The 18,781-nt window shown below is 68.1% G+C and carries 22 protein-coding genes; 8 read left to right on the top strand and 14 right to left on the bottom strand.

The features are described 5' to 3' along the window. Positions 1-45: 45 nt before the first annotated feature. Positions 46-2,286 (top strand): HelD family protein, encoded by a 2,241-nt coding sequence (locus EV650_RS22585; RefSeq protein WP_134121023.1) that lies wholly within the window; start codon positions 46-48, stop codon positions 2,284-2,286. On the opposite strand, the gene EV650_RS22590 is transcribed toward EV650_RS22585, so the two are convergent. After that, complete coding sequence (locus tag EV650_RS22590) at positions 2,280-2,861, bottom strand: hypothetical protein (protein ID WP_134121024.1); 582 nt, start codon at positions 2,859-2,861, stop codon at positions 2,280-2,282. The genes EV650_RS22585 and EV650_RS22590 overlap by 7 nt on opposite strands. 11 nt (positions 2,862-2,872) lie before the next feature. Continuing rightward, positions 2,873-3,067 (bottom strand): hypothetical protein, encoded by a 195-nt coding sequence (locus EV650_RS22595; RefSeq protein ID WP_134121025.1) that lies wholly within the window; start codon positions 3,065-3,067, stop codon positions 2,873-2,875. A gap of 93 nt (positions 3,068-3,160) precedes the next feature. Here EV650_RS22595 and EV650_RS22600 point away from each other — a divergent pair, with 93 nt between their 5' ends. Beyond that, positions 3,161-3,808 (top strand): excalibur calcium-binding domain-containing protein, encoded by a 648-nt coding sequence (locus tag EV650_RS22600; protein ID WP_134121026.1) that lies wholly within the window; start codon positions 3,161-3,163, stop codon positions 3,806-3,808. A gap of 293 nt (positions 3,809-4,101) precedes the next feature. Then, positions 4,102-4,617 (top strand): M23 family metallopeptidase, encoded by a 516-nt coding sequence (locus EV650_RS22605; RefSeq protein ID WP_134121027.1) that lies wholly within the window; start codon positions 4,102-4,104, stop codon positions 4,615-4,617. Between the two features lie 135 nt (positions 4,618-4,752). Here the strand turns inward: EV650_RS22605 and EV650_RS22610 are convergent, their stop codons facing one another. The 6 genes from EV650_RS22610 to EV650_RS22635 all read right to left on the bottom strand — a co-directional run bounded on the left by EV650_RS22610 (position 4,753) and on the right by EV650_RS22635 (position 8,627). Continuing rightward, positions 4,753-5,334 (bottom strand): hypothetical protein, encoded by a 582-nt coding sequence (locus EV650_RS22610; RefSeq protein WP_134121028.1) that lies wholly within the window; start codon positions 5,332-5,334, stop codon positions 4,753-4,755. A gap of 61 nt (positions 5,335-5,395) precedes the next feature. Next, positions 5,396-6,049, bottom strand: a complete 654-nt coding sequence (locus EV650_RS22615; RefSeq protein ID WP_134121029.1) for a response regulator — start codon at positions 6,047-6,049, stop codon at positions 5,396-5,398. Further along, positions 6,046-7,176 (bottom strand): sensor histidine kinase, encoded by a 1,131-nt coding sequence (locus EV650_RS22620; RefSeq protein ID WP_134121030.1) that lies wholly within the window; start codon positions 7,174-7,176, stop codon positions 6,046-6,048. Before EV650_RS22620 ends, EV650_RS22615 begins: the two co-directional genes overlap by 4 nt. 4 nt (positions 7,177-7,180) lie before the next feature. Beyond that, on the bottom strand, positions 7,181-7,537 hold the full coding sequence (locus tag EV650_RS22625; RefSeq protein ID WP_134121031.1) for a YciI family protein: 357 nt from the start codon (positions 7,535-7,537) through the stop codon (positions 7,181-7,183). Further along, on the bottom strand, positions 7,537-7,986 hold the full coding sequence (locus tag EV650_RS22630; RefSeq protein WP_134121032.1) for a YdeI/OmpD-associated family protein: 450 nt from the start codon (positions 7,984-7,986) through the stop codon (positions 7,537-7,539). Before EV650_RS22630 ends, EV650_RS22625 begins: the two co-directional genes overlap by 1 nt. After that, a complete protein-coding gene (locus EV650_RS22635; RefSeq protein ID WP_134121033.1) occupies positions 7,983-8,627 on the bottom strand; it encodes a DUF998 domain-containing protein in 645 nt (214 codons plus the stop codon). The genes EV650_RS22630 and EV650_RS22635 overlap by 4 nt, the downstream gene beginning before the upstream one ends. A gap of 55 nt (positions 8,628-8,682) precedes the next feature. Between EV650_RS22635 and EV650_RS22640 the strand changes: the two genes are divergently transcribed. Together EV650_RS22640 and EV650_RS22645 are read left to right on the top strand one after the other, a co-directional pair. Beyond that, positions 8,683-11,277: an alpha/beta fold hydrolase gene (locus EV650_RS22640; protein ID WP_202874829.1), complete on the top strand. Its 2,595-nt coding sequence runs from the start codon at positions 8,683-8,685 to the stop codon at positions 11,275-11,277. Between the two features lie 62 nt (positions 11,278-11,339). Beyond that, positions 11,340-11,705, top strand: a complete 366-nt coding sequence (locus tag EV650_RS22645; RefSeq protein ID WP_134121034.1) for a VOC family protein — start codon at positions 11,340-11,342, stop codon at positions 11,703-11,705. Between the two features lie 260 nt (positions 11,706-11,965). Here EV650_RS22645 and EV650_RS22650 read toward each other — a convergent pair whose 3' ends face one another. Next, positions 11,966-12,196: a hypothetical protein gene (locus tag EV650_RS22650; protein ID WP_134121035.1), complete on the bottom strand. Its 231-nt coding sequence runs from the start codon at positions 12,194-12,196 to the stop codon at positions 11,966-11,968. A 193-nt stretch (positions 12,197-12,389) separates the two neighbouring features. Continuing rightward, positions 12,390-13,154 (bottom strand): SDR family NAD(P)-dependent oxidoreductase, encoded by a 765-nt coding sequence (locus EV650_RS22655; RefSeq protein WP_134121036.1) that lies wholly within the window; start codon positions 13,152-13,154, stop codon positions 12,390-12,392. A gap of 94 nt (positions 13,155-13,248) precedes the next feature. Between EV650_RS22655 and EV650_RS22660 the strand changes: the two genes are divergently transcribed. Beyond that, a complete protein-coding gene (locus EV650_RS22660) occupies positions 13,249-13,863 on the top strand; it encodes a winged helix DNA-binding protein (RefSeq protein ID WP_238174386.1) in 615 nt (204 codons plus the stop codon). A gap of 61 nt (positions 13,864-13,924) precedes the next feature. After that, positions 13,925-14,290, top strand: a complete 366-nt coding sequence (locus EV650_RS22665) for a VOC family protein (RefSeq protein ID WP_134121037.1) — start codon at positions 13,925-13,927, stop codon at positions 14,288-14,290. On the opposite strand, the gene EV650_RS22670 is transcribed toward EV650_RS22665, so the two are convergent. Together EV650_RS22670 and EV650_RS22675 are read right to left on the bottom strand one after the other, a co-directional pair. Then, positions 14,281-15,084, bottom strand: coding sequence for a DUF3152 domain-containing protein (locus EV650_RS22670; protein ID WP_238174387.1), 804 nt, complete (start codon positions 15,082-15,084; stop codon positions 14,281-14,283). The genes EV650_RS22665 and EV650_RS22670 overlap by 10 nt on opposite strands. A gap of 85 nt (positions 15,085-15,169) precedes the next feature. After that, a complete protein-coding gene (locus EV650_RS22675) occupies positions 15,170-15,655 on the bottom strand; it encodes a GNAT family N-acetyltransferase (RefSeq protein WP_238174388.1) in 486 nt (161 codons plus the stop codon). Positions 15,656-15,694: 39 nt separating this feature from the next. Here EV650_RS22675 and EV650_RS22680 point away from each other — a divergent pair, with 39 nt between their 5' ends. Beyond that, positions 15,695-17,224 (top strand): LCP family protein, encoded by a 1,530-nt coding sequence (locus EV650_RS22680; RefSeq protein WP_134121039.1) that lies wholly within the window; start codon positions 15,695-15,697, stop codon positions 17,222-17,224. On the opposite strand, the gene EV650_RS22685 is transcribed toward EV650_RS22680, so the two are convergent. Together EV650_RS22685 and EV650_RS22690 are read right to left on the bottom strand one after the other, a co-directional pair. Further along, positions 17,221-17,988, bottom strand: coding sequence for an SDR family NAD(P)-dependent oxidoreductase (locus EV650_RS22685; protein ID WP_134121040.1), 768 nt, complete (start codon positions 17,986-17,988; stop codon positions 17,221-17,223). The genes EV650_RS22680 and EV650_RS22685 overlap by 4 nt on opposite strands. Positions 17,989-18,044: 56 nt before the next feature. After that, entirely contained in the window at positions 18,045-18,758 is a 714-nt protein-coding gene (locus EV650_RS22690) for a VOC family protein (protein WP_134121041.1), read from the bottom strand. Positions 18,759-18,781: the final 23 nt, after the last annotated feature.

Raw genomic sequence — 18,781 nt, forward strand, 5'->3', positions numbered from 1 at the left:
CGGCCTGAAAACCAACGGGACGTATTTTAACACAAGGGGTTTGAATTGCCGAATCCGGTCGACGCCGAACAGGCTCACCTGACCACGTTCTACGCCGCGCTCGACCGGGAGCGCGACCGCACGGACGCACGCACCGACGATGAGCAACTGGTCCATACCCGCAACGCGCAGGCTCTGCACCAGCGCGACGGGCGCATCCGTGACCTCAAGCTCCGGCAGGCCCGGCTGACCGCCGCCGAGGAGGGCCTGTACTTCGGCCGCCTCGACACCGAGGACGGCGAGATCCTGCACGTCGGCCGGATCGGTCTGCACGACGACGACTACGAACCCCTGCTGGTCGACTGGCGCGCCCCGGCAGCGCGGCCGTTCTACATCGCGACCGCGGTGGCGAACCACGGCATCGTCCGCCGACGGCACGTCCAGACCCGGTTGCGCCGCGTGGTCGATGTCCAGGACGAGCAGCTGGACCTGCAACGGGAGGCGGCCGACCCGTCCAAGCCGGGTACGGGCGTGATCGGCGAGGCCGTCCTGATGAAGGCGCTCGAGGCGCGGCGGACCGGCCAGATGGAGTCGATCGTCCAGACCATCCAGGCCGATCAGGACCGGATCATCCGTTCCGATCTGCCCGGAATCCTCGTTGTCCAAGGCGGTCCGGGAACGGGTAAGACCGCGATCGCGCTGCACCGCGCCGCATTTCTGTTGTACACACATCGTGAGCAACTGGAAAAGCGCGGAATTCTTGTCGTCGGGCCGAATGCGGCGTTCCTGCGGTTCATCGGCCAGGTGCTGCCGTCGCTGGGTGAGGACGGCGTTCGCCTGGTCACGATCGCCGAGCTGTACCCGGGTCTCAGCGCCACCCGGCCGGAGCCGTCGGAGAGCGCCGAGGTGAAGGGCCGGACGATCATGGCTGACGTGATCGCGAAGGCGGTCGCGGACCGTCAGTGGCTCCCTTCGGAGCCCGTGCAGGTCACCGTCGACCGGACGGTGCTGACGCTTGACCCGTCCGTCTGCGCCGCAACGCACGCTCGGGTGCGCAACCGTGGTCTCACCCACAACCAAGCGCGACCGTTCATCCTGAACGAGCTCACCGACTACCTCACCAACCAGTACGCCGAACTGATCGGCACCGACCCGCTCGACGGCGAGCAATTGCTCGACGAGTACGACCTGGCCGAGCTGCGCAAGGAGGTGCTCGCGGAGCCCGCCGTACAGGCTCTGCTCGAGCAGCTGTGGCCGTTGCTCAGTCCGCAGAAACTGCTCGAGGAGTTGTACGGCGACGAGGACCGGCTGGCGTCCGCCGCGCCGCAGCTGTCGGAGCTCGATCGCGAACATCTGCTGAGGTACGGCGCCGACTGGAGTCCGGCCGACGTTCCGCTGCTCGACGAGGCGGCGGAGCTGCTCGGCGACGACGGCACCGAGGCAGCGCGAGAGCGGGCCGCTCGGGCGCGCGCAGTCGCTTATGCACAAGGGGCTTTGGACTTGCTGAGCGGTTCGGGGTCGACGGACTTCGACGAGGATGACGATGCGGAGATCCTGACCGCGAAGGACCTCCTGGACGCCGAGGCGCTGGCTGAGCGGTACGAGGCGGACGACGACCGGACGCTCGCCGACCGAGCCGGAGCGGACCGGCGGTGGACGTACGGTCACGTGATCGTCGACGAGGCGCAGGAGCTGTCGCCGATGGCGTGGCGGGCGATCGCGCGACGCTGCCCGTTGCGGTCGATGACCGTGGTCGGCGATGTCGCGCAGACGAGCTCGATCGGTGGCGGGACGTCGTGGGCGAGTGCGCTCGGCGAGACGTTCGGCGATCGATGGCGGCTGGCCGAGCTGACGCTCAACTACCGGACACCGGCCGAGGTGATGGAGCTGGCGAACGACGTACTGCGGGAAGTCGACCCGTCCGCGCGGGCGCCTCAGTCGGTCCGGTCGACCGGTGTGAAGCCGTGGCACGTGGACGTGCCCGCGGCCGAGCAGGCGATGTACGTCTACAAGATGGCCGCGGAGGAGACGGCGTACGGCGAGGTCGGGGTGATCACGTCCCGGAGCCGGCTCGAGCTGCTCCAGGAGGCGGTCGACGGCCTGAGCGGCGTCACCGTCCTGACCGCCCGCGAAGCCAAGGGCCTCGAGTTCGACTCGGTCCTCGTCGTCGACCCCGACGGCATCGTGATCGAGTCCCCGCGCGGCCTACGCGACCTGTATGTCGCTCTCTCCCGCTGCACCCAACGCCTGGGTGTCATCGGCGAACTTCCCGACGTACTGCGCAATTCAGCCGCCTGGAGTCAGTGATCGGCGCAGCACTTCTGTTGGTGCTGGAGTTCGAACGGGATGAGGAGGTCGCCGGCGGCGGGCTGGACCTGGAGGACGAGGCGGCCGTCGCGGCGGACCGGGCGGAGGAAGTCGAGGGTGTCGACCAGCGTGTCGTCCTCGACCGGTACGCCGCCGATGCCTTCGAGGTCATCGATGCCGCACCGGGTGCGCAGCTCGGCGGCGGGCAGTACGCCGTGCGCCTGCTCGTGACCGGGCCAGCGGACCACGCGTCCCGTCGTACCCAGGGCCGCTTCGACCGCGGCGACGTACGCGCCACGGACCAGGCGGCTCGGTCCGGCCAGCTCCGGTTCGGATGCGCCGGGCCGGGTGATCGCCAGGCCAACGTTGCGGTCGGCAACGACCTCGCGGATCGAGTCCGCGAGGTCGGCGGCGCTGGTGAGCGACACCGCGACATGGGGCCGGTCACCGCCCGACACCGTGTGGGTGAGGGCGACGACCGGCTGAGCCCTGATGCCGATCTGATCGATCAGGTCGTACAGCAGGTGGTCGGCCGCGGCCGTGTCCTTGCTGTCGGCATCGATCGCGATGATCACAGCTTGGTTCCTTACTTGGGCAGCACCCAGATCGGGTTGGTGTAGAACCACAGGTCGACCCACGGGTCGGCGTCTCCGACAACGTCGAGCTTAGGCCCGGCCGGGTCGACCGCCGCGCGACCCAACGGGTAGACAGGTTCGAACGTACCTCGCCTGCCCGAGGTGTCCCACCGTTCGACCTCGGCGCGATCATCGCGGTTCTCCATGACCACCAGATGTTCCGTCGGTGAACACACCTACCGACCCCGAGCCATAGACAACGGAGAGTAACCGGGCTTCAATGGCCGACGGGGGGAATCATGAATGGAGAACCGTATTCACGCACGCACTGTCACCGCCTGAACCAGCACGGCAACGCGACCTTGGCAGCTCTGGGGGGAGTTGCGGTCGGCGTCATCCTGGTGCTGCTCACCTGGCTGGTGGTGTTGATGACGAAGGACGATCCGGCGCCTGCGCCGCAGTCCGCGCCGGCCGCGGTGGCCTCGGTGCCGGTGTCGGTGACGACGCGGACCGTCGCACCGAAGCCGGCGGTCAAGGGGACGTCGAACTCGGCGCCGGCGGTCGGGGACGTGCGGTCATTGCCGGGCGGGTTGTTCTGCCGGGATCTGAATGCCAAGGGATACAGCTATGTCGCGGCGATCGACTACTGGCGGCTGCACGGTCAGCCGAACCAGATGGATGCCGACCGCAACGGAATCCCGTGCGAGACGGTGTACTCGCGCAGTGACGTCGCTGCCTACTGGAACGGACGCGAGGTGAGCGGTGTCGTGTTCTGGTCGTCCGGGTTGTTCTGCCGGGACCTCGCCGCGCGGGGTGCGTCCTACGCGGAGGCCGTCCGGTACTGGTGGTACTACGGCATGCCGGATCGGATGGATGCGGACAAGAACGGCATACCGTGTGAGACGGTGTACTCGTCCGCAAACGTCAACGCATTCTGGTATCCGTGACGCGACAGGTCTGGGCAGTCTTTCTGGTAGCGGTGGTCGGTGTCGCCGGCGCCGGGTTGTTTGGCCTGTCCGCGGCCGGGGTCTTCGACCGCACGCAACCTGGCACCGCGCCAACACCGGCACCAGAGGTATCGACTGCGCCACGGGCGAGCACGCCGAGTCCCGCACAGTCGAGGCCGACTCCCGCACAATCGAGTACGACGAAGCCTGCGCCGAGCACGCCAGCACGGTCCAGCGCGCCGACTCGAGCGGTCAGCCCAACGCGGCCGCCGTCCCCAGCTGCACGGCGGTATGTGTTTCCTGTTGGGGGTTGTCGGGCGGATGCTTCGCAGAGTCATCATGACTACCCCGCGTCGGACATCTTTGCCGACGTGGGTTGTCTGTTTGTGTCGCCTGTGGATGGGCGAGTCGACGAGGTGACGCGCGTCGACACCTGGGATCCGAAGACCAACCGCGGTCCCGATCGCGGAGGCCTTTCCGTTTCCGTGGTGGGCGTCGACGGAGTCCGGTACTACGGCTCACACCTGTCCGCGATTGCCGCAGGGATTCGACCTGGCGTGATCGTGCGAGCAGGCCAGACCTTGGCGCGGACGGGCAAGACAGGAAGCGCGAGGGTCACTCCGCCGCATCTGCATTTCGGGATCAGTTGGCCGACGAAACCAAACACCTGGTGGATCCGGCGCGGCGCCGTGCCGCCGCAGGAGTTCCTCAACAGCTGGCATCACGGCGGGCAGCTGTCGCCAGTAGGGCTCGTCGCCAAGACACGGCGTACGTACGGCGTCGATCGCGGGTGCCGCTCGTACTGCTGACACAAGTGGTCTAGCCAGGTTGATTGGCACCAGCGGGTCGGGCTCGAAGAATGAGGAACCACCCAGGCAACCGTTTCGAGGTCCGCTTCGCGCCGGTCCGGGCTCACCACGTGAAGGTGGCCTTCACCCGCACCTTCACGAAGGCTGCCGACGGAGTGTTCCTGGACGAAATCGAGGTGTACTGAACGCCAGGCCGAGAAGGGCGCCACCGATCGGCATCAGGTCGAGGTTCGCACTGATCAGCACGAACCCGGCGACCAGGACCGGTGCCGCCCAGACCGGCAGCCGGCGTTCGACGGTCAGCAGTACGGCGAGCGTCAGCAAGCCGACCAGGAACAGGATCGGCCCAAGGGTCTGCAGCGGTTCGTAGATCCCGAGGTTGCCCGGCCAGCGGTCGTAGTTGCCGCCGATCGCCGACATCTGTGCATGATCCGACGCCCGGAAGCCGACGATCAGGTCGGTCAGAATGACCCGGACGAAGGCAGCCACCCCGACAAGGCCCACGACCATGGCCGCGGTACCGAGCGGCCGCCGGCTGGTGAGGGTGTTCCGCCCGACCACCAGAACGGCGCCGAACAGCAGGAGGCCGAGCAGGAACAGGAGGTGACCGCTGGTCCAGGCGAGTCCTGGGCCGCGGTCGCCGTTCGCTCCGTCGATCAGCCGGATGATGCCGTAAGCAACGAAAAGGGCGCCGGCGAGGATGCCGAGTTTCTTCATGGGCCGAGCGTCGCCGAACCCGGCGGCCCACACATCGCCGATGAGAGGGAGATGGCGGCGGTTACTGGTTCGTGGGAATGATGAGCCCGGTCTCGTACGCCGCGATGACGGCCTGGACGCGGTCACGCAGCCCGAGCTTGGTCAGCGTGTTGCTGACATGGGTCTTCACCGTGTGTTCGCTGACGCCCAGGGCGGTCGCGATCTCGGCGTTGGACAGGCCGCGGCCGAGCAGGACGAGAGTCTCCCGCTCGCGGCCGGTCAGGACGTCGAGAGCCGCGGCCGGCGTCGTGCGCGGCCGATTCCGGGTCAGGTCGGCGATCAGCCGGCGGGTGATGCTGGGCGCGAGCAGTGACTCCCCGGCGACGACGACACGGACGGCGTGAACCAGGTCGTCACGCCGTACGTCCTTCAGCAAGAACCCGCTCGCTCCGGCGTACAGCGCGTCGTACACGTAGTCGTCGGAGTCGAAGGTGGTGAGCATGACGACCTTCGTCCTGGTGCTCGCACAGATCGCGCGTGCTGCGGCGAGGCCGTCGACGCGGGGCATCCGGACGTCGAGCAGAGCCACGTCCGGGGTCAGCGAGCGGACCAGCGAGACCGCCTCGGCGCCGTCCGCGGCCTCGCCGACGACCTCGATATCCGGCTGAGCGTCGAGGATCATCGCGAACCCACTGCGGACGAGCTCCTGGTCGTCCGCCAGCACCACCCGGATCATGAAACTCCTTCTAGATAAGGCAATCTGGCCCGCACCTCGAAGCCACCACCGGCCCGTGGTCCGGCTTCCGCCGTACCTCCGCAGGCTGCGGCACGCTCCCGGATCCCGACCAGGCCGTGCCCGCCCGAGGCGACGTCTCCGCCGATACCGTCGTCCGTGATCGACAGGTCCAGCTCGTCCGCCGACCAGTTCAGCCGTACGGCGACCTGCTGAGCGCGGGCGTGTTTGACCGTGTTCGTCAGCGCCTCCTGGACCATCCGATAGATCGCGACCTCGGTGTCGGGCGTAACAGGACGCCGTACGCCGGTCTCCTCGAACTGCGCGTCCTCCACGAGCTCCGGCAGCGACGCCAAGGTTGGTTGCGGAGCACGATCCTCACCTGCCTTGAGTACGCCGAGCAGTCGTCGGAGCTGCACCATCGCGTCCCGGCCCGCGTCGGCGATCGCGTCGAAAGCCTGCTCGGCCCGGTCCGGATCCGTGCGGACGACGACCGGTCCGGCCTCGGCCTGGACGACCATCAGGCTGACCGCGTGCGCGAGGATGTCATGCATGTCGCGGGCGACCCGGGCCCGCTCCTCCGCGGCGGCGCGGGCGGTCTCGGCGGCGCGTTCCCGCTCCAACTGGTCAGCCCGTTCACGCAGCGCCACGGCCTTCTCGCGGTGGCTGCGTTCCAGCGATCCGGCCAGGAACGCGGCCACCGGCAGCAGGAAGGTGAACATGAACTCGGCCGGGTCGTTGTGCTTCAGCAACAACGACGCCGGCGGGAACGTGATCAGGATCAGCACGAGTACGCCGATCCGCTGCCACCGCTTCCGGCCGAGGCTCGCGACCGAGTAGATCGCCACCAGACCGCCGTACTGCAGGTACTGCCCGGGCCGGTGGTGGAGCGACACCAGCGCGGCGGCCGTGGCCACGACCACCATGACCCCGAACGGCCACCGCCGCCGCCAGAGCAGCGGGACCACGGTCCCGAGGTTGAAGAGCACGCCGAGCCAGGTGATCTCGCCTGGAGCGCGGCCGATGAACGGCACCGACGACGCGATCGCCACCGCGACCACGACGGCGAGGTCGATCACCCGGTCCACACCACGTGGCCCAGGGATACCGAGCCGCTTCAGTGCGCCCACGGCCTCAGGACTCCGGGCCGAAGATCTGGCGGATCTCGGATTCGCCTTCCCAGGTCGGCCAGGTGCGGCGGTGCAGGTCCATGAAGCGCTTGGTCCAGTCGATGACCTCGTCGCGGGTGGTCACGTCGTAGACGGCATAGGCGCCGAGGGGCGCCGGGTCGTCGAACGGGCCTTCGGTGACGGTCAACTCGCCGGCCGTGACCCCGACTCTCGTGGCCGTTGCGACGGGCAACAAGCCGGCGGTGTCGACGAGGACACCTGAGCGAGCGGCCTCCGCTCCCAGCGCGGCGATCCCCTCAGCCAGCTCCGGCGGCGGGAACCCGTGTGCCTCGGCAGTCCGCAGTACGGCGATGAACCGCATCAGCGGGCCTTGCCTTCGCGGAGCATTCCGATGGACTTCTCGATCCGGCGTTCCCGGGTCGCATCCGTCTTCGCCGACGTGACCTGCAGGACGTGCCACTGCTGCTTGCTGTAGCTCAGCGTCGCCCAGAACTCCTTGGCCTTCGCATCCGCGGCCAGCGCAGTCGCAAACTCCTTAGGTACGTCGAGCACTCGCTCGGCCGTGTCGAGTTCGACCTCCACCTCCATCATGGAGCCGGGTGAGACCCCGGCCTCGGTACGGCGTTCCGCGCTGAAGCCGAGCAGATAGCGGCCACCCATCCGGGCGATCGACGTACGGAATGTGTAGCCGTTGACCGTGACGGAGACCTTCGGGTGACCACCGCCGCCGAGGGACTTGACGACGTCCTCGGGGACTTCGAAGCCGGCGGTGTTCCTGCCGGTCGACAACAGCTCTGCGGTGAATTTCATCGGACCTCCTCCGTTCGAGCGTGCAGCAGCAGGAGGGTCAGCCAGGCCCAGCCGAGAATCACCGCCACCGAGAAGCCTAGGTTCACGAACGTCGTACCGCTGCCGGCGCCGAGCCCGACCAGGCCGAGGAAGTACACGATGCCGGTGATCAGCGAGAAGCGGGACCAGCCGGTGTTGCCTTCCCGGCTGAATCTGCGGGCGAGGACGAGGCAGGCGATGATCAGGCCGATGAAGCCGATCATCCCGGCGATGATGTGCCCGAAGCTGTGCCAGGAGACGGTCTCCGGGAGGCCGGGCGGCGTACCGATCGGGAAGCCGTCCATCGGATCCGCCCGCATCAGGCCGGCGGCTGCGACCCCCGCGCCGTACACCGCGAGACCGCCGAAGGCCCAGCGGGAGCGGAGACCGGCGCGGCGCAGGGCGAACGCGCCGATCACGGTGAGCAGGCCGGTGAGGACCATCATCGCGGAGTGGATCCAGCCGCCAGCGCCGTTGGCCAGGAGGCTCAGCGAGTGCCGGCGGATGTCGAAGCCGTCTCGGACGATCGCCTCGATGGTCCCGATCCCGACGTACAGCGGACCGGCGAGCGCGGCCGTGGTGAGTAGTGCCGTGGGTGCGGATTGCTGCGTTGTGGTTGTCATGCGGCCAGGCTGCGGCGGAGCACTTTAGAAACGCTTTGGATCTACTGTGGCGGGCATGCGCTTTGGGGTGCTGGGACCGGTCACCGCGTGGACCGATGACGGGCAGGCGGTGCGGCTGCCGGATCGGAAGGTGCGGGCGCTGCTTGCCGATCTGTTGCTGCACGCCGGGCGTCCGGTCTCCGCCGCGATCCTGATCGACGACCTGTGGGGTGACGAGCTGCCGGTGAATCCGACGGCCACTCTGCAGACCCGGGTGTCCCAGCTGCGCCGCGCGCTGGACGAGGCCGAGCCGGGAGCGCGCTCGCTCGTGCAGACCAGCCCGGCCGGCTACCTGATCTCGACGGCACCCGAGGCGGTCGATTCGGGTCGCTTCCGCGCACTCGCGGCGCGGGCTCGGCAGACCGGTAGCGCGCGGATGCGGGCCGCGACCCTGGCTGACGCGCTGACCGTCTGGCGTGGTCCGGCGTACGCCGATGTCGCGGCGGATGCGTTCGCCCGGGCTGCCATCGACCGGCTCGACGAGGAGCGGCTGGCGGTCCAGGAGGCGTACGCCGAAGCGCGGTTCGTGCTCGGTGAACACGAGGAGCTGGTCGCCGAGCTGGCCGAACTGGTTGCCCGCAATCCGTTGCGCCAGCGGCTGCGCGCCGTACAACTGAAGGCCTTGCATCAGGCTGGGCGGCAGGCGGAGGCGTTGGCCGGCTACGCGGAGCTGCGCGACCGGCTGCGGGACGAGCTTGGGCTGGATCCGAGTGCCGAGCTGGTCGAGCTCCAGCAGGCGATCCTGGCGGGACCACCGGCTGAGCCGCGGCCGAAGACCAAGCTGCCGGCCGCCGTGACCGAGCTGATCGGTCGCGATTCCGCTGTGGACGAGATCGTGGCGCTGCTCGACTCGGCGCGATTGGTGACGCTGACTGGGCCTGGTGGAGTCGGCAAGACAAGCCTTGCGCTCGCGGCCGCTCGACTGATTCCGGACGCCGCACTGGTCGAGCTCGCAGCGCTGGAGGTCCATCAGGTGGTGGCCGCCATCGATACGACCGGCGTGGGACTGCTCGTTCTGGACAACTGTGAACATGTGATCGGCGCGGCGGCGGAGGTCGTTGCGAACCTGCTCCGGCAGTCACCGGATCTGCGCATCCTCGCGACCAGCCGGGAGCCGCTCGCGGTCGCGGGCGAACACCGTCTGCCGGTGCCGCCGTTGGAGGAGTCCACTGCCGTCGAGCTGTTCGTAGCGCGGGCTCGGGCGGCGGATCCTCGGTTCGAGCTGACGGCCGACACTTCCGAGGCGGTGCATACCTTGTGCCGGCGGCTGGACGGGTTGCCGCTGGCGGTGGAGCTGGCTGCGAGCCGGGTCGGTGCGATGGATGTGCGCGATCTGGCCGACCGCTTCGACGATCGGTACCGGCAGCGTGGTCTGCCGGATCGCCAGCAGACCGTTTCGGCGATGGTGGAGTGGAGCTGGGACCTGCTCGGCGACCAGGAGCGGGCGGTGCTGCGTCGCCTCGCTCCACATCCCGGCGGTTGCACCCTGGCTGCGGCCGAGGCGGTCTGCGCAGGTGACGACGTACCGGTTGCCGAGGTGGCGGAGCTCCTGAGCCGGCTGGTCGACCGGTCCCTCGTCGTACGCATCGACGGGACGTCTGGGTCGCGCTATCGGTTGTTGGAGACGGTCCGCGCGTTCTGCCTGCGACAGCTGGACGCGGCTGGTGAGGGCGAGGTCACGCGGCGACGGTACGAGCGCTATTTCGAGAGCCTGGCGCGGCGCACCGAGCCACGGCTCTACGGACACAGCGAGCTGTTCACCTATCTCGGTGGTCTGTACGGCGAAAGCGCCGCGCCACGGTCGTTGCCTCCGGCAACACGTCCGCGGATCGAGACCGTCGTGTCGGCGGACAGTACGCCGATCGTCGTCGAGGTGTACGGCGACAGCGGGCCGGCGATCGTGCTCGTCGGTGGAGCGCTGAACGACCGGCGTACGTTCATCCCGCTGGCGAAGCGGCTGGCGAGTCGCTTCACGGTGGCGACGTACGACCGGCGCGGGCGTGGGGACAGCGGCGACGTACAGCCATGGGCGGTCGAGCGGGAGCTGGAGGACCTTGCGGCGGTGGTCGAGCTGGTGGGCGGATCGGCGTACGCGCTCGGGGTTTCGACGGGCGCTGTGTTCGCGGGAGAAGCCGCTGCACGGGGTGTGCCGATCAGCGGGCTGCTGTTGATCGAGCCGCCGTTCATCACCGACGACACCCGGACTGTGCCGCTCGAGCTGGCGGGGCGGCTGGAGGAGCTGGTCGAGCAGGATCGGTACGGCGATGCGACCGAGCTGTTCCTGATCACCGCGGTGGAGATGCCGGCCGAGGTGGTCGCGCCGATGCGTACGTCGCCGTTCTGGAACGATCTGGAGGCGTTGGCGCCGACGCTCGGCTATGACATGCAGCTGATGGGTGACTTCAGTCTTCCGGACCACTGGGCGAGTGCGATCACCGTGCCGACGTTGGTGATCGACGGCGGGCAGAGCCGGGAGTGGCGGCGGAACACCGCGCGGACCGTGGCTGAGCTGCTGCCGCGGGGACGGCGGTTGACGATGGATGGTCATCCGCATGACGTCGAGCCCGAGGTGCTGGGTCCGATCATCGAGGCGTTCGTCTTCGGGGACTGATGTCGATCTGGTGGCTGCGACTCCGACGTACCGGGTGATATCCGGAGGACAGAGGAGAGATCGTGGCCAAGTTCGTTCTGAACAGCATGTTGCTCGGTAGTACGGACGCCGAGCGGTTGAAGGCGTGGTACCGCGACGGCTTCCACGCCGAGGTCGACGGGTACGGGAACCTGAACCTCGGTGGGTTCGGCCTGGTGATCGAGCAGCGCGACGACGTCACCACGAAGACGGTCGAGCCGGGGCGGCATATCGTGAACTTCGAGGTCGAGGACATCGAGGCGGCGGCCGCGCACCTGCGCACCCTCGACGTCGACTGGCTGGTGCACCCGGAGGACCGCGGGGTCGGCTGGTTCGCCACCCTGATCGACCCGGACGGCAACTACGTCCAGCTGATCCAGATGAAGCCGGAGTACTTCGCCAACCTCTGAAACAAAAGTCCGCACCGGACCTGGGGGATCCGGTGCGGACGATGAGGTTTGTTCAGTTTTCTTCAGGCGCATTGCAGGAGAGAAATGGCGGCAAGCGAGGGGCAGAACGCCCGACGCCCGCTTGCCGCCCAATCACCGGTGCCTTTGCTGTGATCGAGGTGAGGTTCTCGACCTGGGCCACGTTCCGCGTGGGTTGTCTGGTGAGATACGGAACGCGCAAGGTGCCGGATGCCTTGTTTCTCAGGGTTTCTCAGGGTTTCTCAGCGGGGTGCTACGTCCCACATGCGCTCGCCGGGCAGGGGGTCGGGGAGCTTGTCGACGGTGGGCATCGGGTCGTTCGTGACCCGCAGTCCGGCGAATCGACGGCTCATGGCGTCTGCGTACCGCTCGGCCAACGCCGGCTCGGCGTTGTAGTCGGCGATGACGTGCTCACCGAACCAGACACGGACGCGTCGGCGCTCAATTGTCTGGGTGGCGGTGGCGGTTGTCACTGGTCCTCCTGGCTGCTACTTCGAGGGGTTTACGGCCTGGAAAACGCGGGCGAGCGCGGTGCCGGTGCGCCGTGTTGTGTTCACCGTCACGTCAGATCCAACGGAGGATGCAGAGCCGAGGTCACGCCCGAATTCAGAAATTCCCAGCCTTTTTCGGACCCGCCGGGCCCGAATTCTTCGCAGGTATGTTCGATTACCCAAATGGACCGCGGACGGAGACGCCGCCGTCGAGGACGATCTGCTGCCCGGTGATGTAGGACGCGGCGTCGGAAGCCAGGTAGACCACCGCCTGCGCGACCTCCTCGGAACGGCCGAAACGACCGGTCGGGATCTCGTCGACGACCTCGGCGTCGACGTTCGCGTTGGCCACCGCGGTCGCGATGGCGCCGGCCGCGGCCACGTTCATCCGGATGCCGTCGCGGGCGTACTCGGCGGCGACCGTCCGGGCCAGGCTGAGGATGCCGGCCTTCATCACGCCGTACGCCGCTTGTTCCGGAGCGGCCATGAAGCCGGTGACCGAGCCGACGCTGACGATCGTGCCGCCGGTGCCCTGGTCCAGGAAGACGCGGAGTACGGCCCGGACCGCGCGGGCGACGTACCGGAGGTTGAGCTCGTAGATCGTGTCCCAGTCCTCGTCAGCCATCTCGTGCAGCTTCACGGCCGGCACGAACGCGACCTGCCCGCCGACGACCGTGACCAGCACATCGAGCCCGCCGAGCTTCTCGACCGCGGTCGCGACCATCGCCTCGATGTCGGTCGCCGAACGGACGTCGCCGGACACCGGGTACGCCGTACCGCCGCGCGACCGTACTGCCTCCGCAGCCTCCTCGGCACGCTCCGGGTCGACATCGGCTACCACCACCGCCGCACCTTCGTTGCCGCAGGCCTCAGTCGTCGCACGACCGATCCCGCCACCACCGCCGCCGATCACCAGCACTCGTTTCCCGTTCAACCGCATGGCCGGAGCGTAGATCAGCAACGTCGGGATATTCACAGTGTTTCTTCAGGAAGGACACGCCGAAGCTGTCGGAACGGCTCCCTACTCTGGAGACGTGACCATCGAAGACGCTGGAATCAGGCCACAGGGACCCGCCGAGCGGGTTGTGGCGAAGGCCCTTGTGGTGCCCGAGCGGGTTATCGGCGGCGTCGTGCCGTCGCCCGTCAGGTCGGGGCCAACCGGGATCGCGGCCGTCCAGAGTGAGCACCTGATCGGTGACATCGGCGACGCGCTCCGGCTGCTCGACGCGGTGGAGCGCGTGCGCGGCCACGCTCACCCGCTGATCATTGGTCTGCAGGAAATGGTCGGGATGAAGATGCCGGCCGCCCTGGTGCTGAACGCGATCGCCAACGGCCGCACCACGGCAGCCGAGGTCTCCGAGCAGGTCGGCATCACGACCGGCGAGGCTCAGCTGGCGATCGCCGACCTCGAAGCGCTCGGCATGGTCCGGACCACGCCGGCCCTCGCGGCCACGGCGATGGGTCAGGCCCGGCTCTCCCAGCTCGACGGTCTCACCGTCCGCGTCCTCGACGTCATCACCGGCATCCTCGGCCCGACCGACGCCGCTCACCTGGTCCGCCTGCTCCACACCGTCGCCGACGGCCTCGAGTCAGCGTCCGTCGCGGCCGCCGTGAACGACGCTCTCCCCAGGACCGTCCTGCACAACTAGTGTCGAAATGCCGGCCGTGGTCTCGACGTAGCTGGTGTCAAGCGATCAAGGAGGGCATCAGATGTTGCACGACAGCAAGGCGTACAGCGGGTTCTCGGTTGACGACATCGTGACCGCGAAGGAGTTCTACACGAAGACGCTCGGGCTCGACGTCGGCGAGGAGCACGGGATGCTGCACCTGCAGATCGCGGGTGGTCCCGTGATCCTGGTGTACCCGAAGCCGAACCATGTCCCGGCGGAGTACACCGTGCTCAACTTCCCGGTGACCGACATCGAGGCGACCGCGCGTGAGTTGACCGAGCGCGGCGTCACGTTCGAGCAGTACAACGACGACCAGGACAAGCTCGGCATCTACCGCGGGCAGGGCCCGTTGATTGCCTGGTTCAAGGACCCGGCCGGCAACGTGCTCTCCATCATTCAGGGATGAGGCACCGGGTCGTCGTACTGGCCTAGGCGGCCGGAGTAACGCTGGCCGTTCAGATACGGCCAGGCGTACGCCGTGCAGCCGTGCAGGCCGAGGGTTTGTTGCTGCATCACCGGCGCCGGTTGGCCCGGTCCCGGGCACAGCTCGTGGCCGTGGCCGAGCCGGTGGCCGGTCTCGTGGTTGACCATGTACTGCCGGTACGTCGTCAGCGATGCCCCGAAATTCGGTACGCCGTGCGCCCATCGCGCCACGTTCAGCACGACTCGATTCCCGATCCGGCAGCTCGTGTACCGGTCCGGCGCCGCACCACAGATCACGTCCCGCGTCTGCGGCGTGACCAGCATCAAGGTGAAGTCCGGATTCGTCCCCGGCCCGACCTGCTGGAACCGCCACTGCCCGCGCGACGCCCACCCTTCCGCCCCGCCGTACGTCGTCCGGACGAACCGCGCGAACGCAACCCGATCGATCCCGGTGATCCCACCCTCGATCGCGACCTGGAATCGCATCAGCTTCCCGGCCCGCCCGATCACCGCAGGATCTCCGGGCAGTACGGCGTACGACTGCGTCCCCGCGACCGGATAGGAGATCACCGGAGCCGCCGGTGGGATCGTGGCTCGCTGCGGTACGACGGTCCGCGTCGACGACTGTACGGACGGTTGTGACGACGACTGCATCGACGACGGTACGGCTGACTCATGCCGGGCCAACGGGCTCGCGGGCAGTTGGTAAACCACCCCAATAGCGACCACAGCCGTGATCGCCAGCCCGATCGTCCTGACCACACTCCAGCGGCGCATCCGGTGAGCTCCTCCCACCGCGCCCGGTCGGGCGCGTCCTCACTGTCTTCTTGCCACTGTGCCCACAAACCCTTCTCCGACCCAGCTACGCCTTGGCAGTCCGGAACCTCAGCGACGGGTACCTCGACTCGATGAACCCGAGGTCGCGGTACAACCCGATGCCGTAGTCGGTCGCGTGCAGTTCGACCTGGCCGACGGCGGTCTCGTCCTGGAACCAGTCCATCAGCGCGACCACGCAGGCCCGGGCCAGCCCGCGCCGACGGAAGGCCGGCTCGGTGCTGACGTTGTACAGGTGGCCGCGGACCGTGGTCAGATCTCTCGGCCCCGGTGGATGCACATAGACGTTGCCCGCGGCCCCTGCGACCACGCCGGCGTCCGGGTCGTCGACGACGTACGCCGCGAACGTGTCCGGCGACGCCAGTTGCCCGGCGAACCACTCGACGGCGGTCGTCCGCCAGGGTCCGTCGACATCGTTGCCCATGGCAGCGAGCATCAGCCCGCGTAACCGGACCAACGACTCCGCATCTTCCGGGCCGGCCCGTCGTACCTCAATGTCACTCACGGGTCTCATTTTGCCAACTTTTTGCCGAGTCAATGAATCGAAGAGGGCATGGCCCCGAGCAGAGCGCAGCGAGCGTCGCACAGCAGCCGAGCACGGAGGGCCAGACCACGGCAACGGTCCGCGTTCGCCGCGCTGGCGATCGCCGTGTTCGGTGTGCTCCTGCCCGGTACGGCGTACCTGGTCGCGCGCCGGACCAGGCTCGGCTCGGTGGTCACCTTCGTGAGCCTCGCGTTGTACGGCGCGGCGGCGTACATCGCTCTGCGGAAACGGGACGCGATCATCTCGTGGGCGCTGGATCCCGGGCTGCTGCTGTGGATGATCGCCGGCCTGAGTGCGGTCGGACTGTTGTGGATCGTCGTCCTGGTCACGTCGTACAAGATGCTGCGGCCGCTGACGGTGCGCCCGGGATCGCGACTGCTCGGTTCGCTGGTGGTCGGCGCGGTCTGCTTCGCGATGACGGTGAGTACGGCGACCGCCGCGCAGACCCTGATGGCCCAGCGGAGCCTGGTCAAGAAGGTGTTCGGCGACGACAAGACCAAGAGCCAGACCCGGCCGACGATCTCCACGAAGAAGGACGTCTGGCAACAGCTGCCGCGGGTGAACGTGCTGCTGCTCGGCGCGGACGACGGCGAGGGCCGGCAGGGAACGCGGACCGACACGGTGATGGTCGCGAGCATCGACACCAAGACCGGCAACACCTCGCTGATCTCGCTGACCCGGAACTTCATGCGGATGCCGTTCCCGGCCGACTCACCGCTGCACAGGCTCTACCCAACCGGGTACTGGGATCCCAGCATCGATCCGAGCAAGGAGCAGCCCGAGTTCTACCTGGATGCGATGTACCGCAACATCCCGAGCCAGCACCCGGGCGTCATCGGCCCGTCGGACAACGAGGGCGCGGACATCCTCAAGCTCTCGGTCGGTGAGGCGCTCGGGCTGAAGATCCACTACTACGTGCAGGTCAACCTGGCCGGGTTCGCGCAGCTGGTCGAGGCGCTCGGCGGGATCACGGTGAACATCAACTACCCGGTCCCGGTCGGCGGGAACGACGACAAGAAGATCCCGCCCAGCCGGTACCTCCAGCCCGGGCCGAACCGGAAGCTGAACGGCACGGACGCACTGTGGTTCGCCCGCGGCCGGTACGGCGTGGCCACAGCGGACCTCGCCCGGCAGCAGCGGCAGCACTGCACGATCCAGGCGATCGTCGAACGCGCGACCCCGCAGAACGTGCTCGCCAACTATCAGGCGATCGCGCACGCCGGCGAGCAGCTGATCCGGACCGACATCCCACCGAACCTGACGGGCTCCTTCGTCACGCTCGGCCAGCGGGTCAAGACCGCGAAGATCACCAACATCGACCTGGACAAGGAGAAGAACTTCCCGAACGGTCGCGACCCGAACTACGCCGGGATGCGCGAGATCGTCGCGAAAGCACTCAACCCGGTGACGACGCCGGTGCCGCGCAGGACCACGACGAGAACGCCGTCGACCGCGGCTCAGCCCCGCACGACGCCCAAGCCCGCCGACGACGACGACCTTACTTCGGCGTGCGCGTACAACCCAGGTCCGCCGAGTTAGGCGTAGCGGACGCCGAGGCCGCCGTCGACGGCCCAGTTGGCGCCGGTGACGAAGGCGGCGGCTTCGGAGGCGAGGAAGCAGACGACCTCGGCGACGTTCTCCGGGGTGCCGATCCGGCCGAGCGGGTGGACGCGGAGGGCGTTCTCGCGTTCGCCGGGGATGGTGTCGAAGAACTCCTCGAGCAGGTCGGTGGAGATGTAGCCGGGGCTGACCGCGTTGACCCGAACGTTGTGCGGGGCAACGTCCAGCGCGAGTGAGCGGGTCATCCCGACCAGGCCGGACTTCGCCGCGGCGTACGGGAACATGCCGGCCGTGGTCAGCTTCGAATGGATCGAGGCGATGTTGACGATCGAGCCGTGCCGGTTGTCGATCATCGGCTGCAGGACCTGGCGGGACATCAGGAACGCGCCCTTCAGGTCGACGTCGAACACGTCGTCCCACTCGGCCACAGACATCTTGGTCGGGTCGGCGTACGAGTTCTTGCCGGCGTTGTTGACCAGCACGGTGACGGACTTGCCGAGCTCGTCGGTCAGTTTGCCGACCGCCTGCCGGACCGACACCTCGTCGGTGATGTCACCGACGGCCGATGCCACCTTGGCGCCGCCCTCGGCGAGCTCCGCGGTGGTCGCGTTCAGCTCGTCCACCAGGATGTCGACCAGGCCGACCGCGGCACCCTCCTCCGCCGCCTTGACCGCAACGGCCCGGCCGATCCCGCGCGCGGCCCCCGTCACCAGCACAACCTCGTTCGCCAACCGTCCGGTCACCAACGTCTCCTCAAACTAGGCGTTGTCATGACCCTAGTCGGAGCGGCCGGGGTGGCTCAGTGCGTGGTCAGAATGCAGAACTCGTTGCCGTCGGGGTCGGCCATCGCGATCGCGTCGCCGTCCTCCTGACCGCTCTCGAGCCGCGTCGCGCCGAGCGAGATCAGCCGCTCGACCTCGGCCTGTACGTCGGAGCCGGCCGACGGCACGAGGTCGAAATGCAGCCGGTTCTTCGGCGCCTTCGGGTTCACCGGCGGGCCGCCCCAGGAGATCTTCGATCCACCGTTCGGCGACTGGATCGCCGTCTCCTCGTCCTGGTCCCAGACCAGCGGCCAGTCGAGTGCCTTGCTCCAGAAGTAGCCGACCGCCTGCGTACCGTCGGACGACAGCGCGCCGATGACCCCGGTGTTGGCGAGGAAGTTGTTCCCCGGCTCGATCACACAGAACTCGTTGCCCTCGGGATCAGCCAGTACGACGTGCTCTTCCTCCGGCGACTGCCCGATGTCGATGTGCTGCCCGCCGAGCTCCAGCGCCCGCGCGACCGTTGCCTCTTGTTCCTCCAGCGACTGACTGGTCAGATCGAAGTGCATCTGGTTGGCGCGATCCTTCGGCACATCACTCTGCAGGAACCGCAGCAGGAACCGGGCGCTGTCGTCGGGCAGCAGCGAGGCCCCGTCCGCGCCGGCTTCGCGACCGAGCACGCCGGCCCAGAACCGCGCCAGACCTCCCGGATCCTTTGCATCAAAGGACAGTGCGTAAAGCTCGACGCTCATCGGGAACTCCCATCTGCCGGAGC

Origin of the sequence: Kribbella kalugense (assembly GCF_004365875.1) — a bacterium.
In the GTDB taxonomy this organism is placed as follows: domain Bacteria; phylum Actinomycetota; class Actinomycetes; order Propionibacteriales; family Kribbellaceae; genus Kribbella; species Kribbella kalugense.

Excerpts from the sequence above, each read along its gene's own strand:
- EV650_RS22635 (WP_134121033.1), bottom strand. The coding sequence starts at position 8,627 with ATGACAACCACAACGCAGCAATCCGCACCCACGGCACTACTCACCACG.
- EV650_RS22595 (WP_134121025.1), bottom strand. The coding sequence starts at position 3,067 with ATGGAGAACCGCGATGATCGCGCCGAGGTCGAACGGTGGGACACCTCG.
- EV650_RS22690 (WP_134121041.1), bottom strand. The coding sequence starts at position 18,758 with ATGAGCGTCGAGCTTTACGCACTGTCCTTTGATGCAAAGGATCCGGGA.
- EV650_RS22630 (WP_134121032.1), bottom strand. The coding sequence starts at position 7,986 with ATGAAATTCACCGCAGAGCTGTTGTCGACCGGCAGGAACACCGCCGGC.
- EV650_RS22600 (WP_134121026.1), top strand. The coding sequence starts at position 3,161 with ATGAATGGAGAACCGTATTCACGCACGCACTGTCACCGCCTGAACCAG.
- EV650_RS22680 (WP_134121039.1), top strand. The coding sequence starts at position 15,695 with ATGGCCCCGAGCAGAGCGCAGCGAGCGTCGCACAGCAGCCGAGCACGG.
- EV650_RS22615 (WP_134121029.1), bottom strand. The coding sequence starts at position 6,049 with ATGATCCGGGTGGTGCTGGCGGACGACCAGGAGCTCGTCCGCAGTGGG.
- EV650_RS22610 (WP_134121028.1), bottom strand. The coding sequence starts at position 5,334 with ATGAAGAAACTCGGCATCCTCGCCGGCGCCCTTTTCGTTGCTTACGGC.
- EV650_RS22675 (WP_238174388.1), bottom strand. The coding sequence starts at position 15,655 with ATGAGACCCGTGAGTGACATTGAGGTACGACGGGCCGGCCCGGAAGAT.
- EV650_RS22665 (WP_134121037.1), top strand. The coding sequence starts at position 13,925 with ATGTTGCACGACAGCAAGGCGTACAGCGGGTTCTCGGTTGACGACATC.
- EV650_RS22655 (WP_134121036.1), bottom strand. The coding sequence starts at position 13,154 with ATGCGGTTGAACGGGAAACGAGTGCTGGTGATCGGCGGCGGTGGTGGC.
- EV650_RS22640 (WP_202874829.1), top strand. The coding sequence starts at position 8,683 with ATGCGCTTTGGGGTGCTGGGACCGGTCACCGCGTGGACCGATGACGGG.
- EV650_RS22670 (WP_238174387.1), bottom strand. The coding sequence starts at position 15,084 with ATGCGCCGCTGGAGTGTGGTCAGGACGATCGGGCTGGCGATCACGGCT.
- EV650_RS22625 (WP_134121031.1), bottom strand. The coding sequence starts at position 7,537 with ATGCGGTTCATCGCCGTACTGCGGACTGCCGAGGCACACGGGTTCCCG.